A 704-nucleotide genomic window follows, 5' to 3' on the forward strand; every position below is an offset into this window, starting at 1 on the left:
AGGGCCAGAGTCAGTAGGAGTAGACCCGAAACCGGGTGATCTATCCATGTCCAGGTTGAAGCTGCCGTAAGAGGTAGTGGAGGACCGAACCCACATCCGTTGAAAAGGGTGGGGATGAGGTGTGGATAGGGGAGAAATTCCAATCGAACCCGGAGATAGCTGGTTCTCCTCGAAATAGCTTTAGGGCTAGCCTCGGTGTGAGTCTTGCGGAGGTAGAGCACTGAATTTCCTAGGGGGCGTCAAAGCCTACCGAAGAATATCAAACTCCGAATGCCGTGTAGATATCACCGGGAGTCAGACTGCACGAGATAAGTTGGGCGGTCAAAAGGGAAAGAGCCCAGACCTACAGTTAAGGTCCCAAAGTGCGCGTTAAGTGGAAAAGGATGTGGGATTTCGAAGACAACCAGGATGTTGGCTCAGAAGCAGCCATACATTCAAAGAGTGCGTAATAGCTCACTGGTCGAGAGGTCCTGCGCCGAAAATGTCCGGGGCTGAAACGCGCCACCGAAACTAAGGAATCTGAAAAGATTGGTAGAGGAGCATTGCATGCGGGAAGAAGCAGTACCGGAAGGAGCTGTGGACTGCATGGAAGAGAGAATGCCGGAATGAGTAGCGAGATAGAGGTGGGAATCCTCTAGGCCGAATATCCAAGGTTTCCAGGGTAAAGCTGATCTGCCCTGGGTGAGTCGGGACCTAAGGTGAGG

General features: G+C 52.4%; 1 rRNA gene. It reads left to right on the top strand.

The annotated features are described in order from the left end of the window. A 23S ribosomal RNA gene (locus DMI82_RS19530) occupies positions 1-704 on the top strand; the annotation flags it as partial.

It is taken from the genome of Blautia sp. BCRC 81119, assembly GCF_003184505.1.
Taxonomy (GTDB): Bacteria; Bacillota; Clostridia; order Lachnospirales; family Lachnospiraceae; genus Blautia_A; species Blautia_A fusiformis.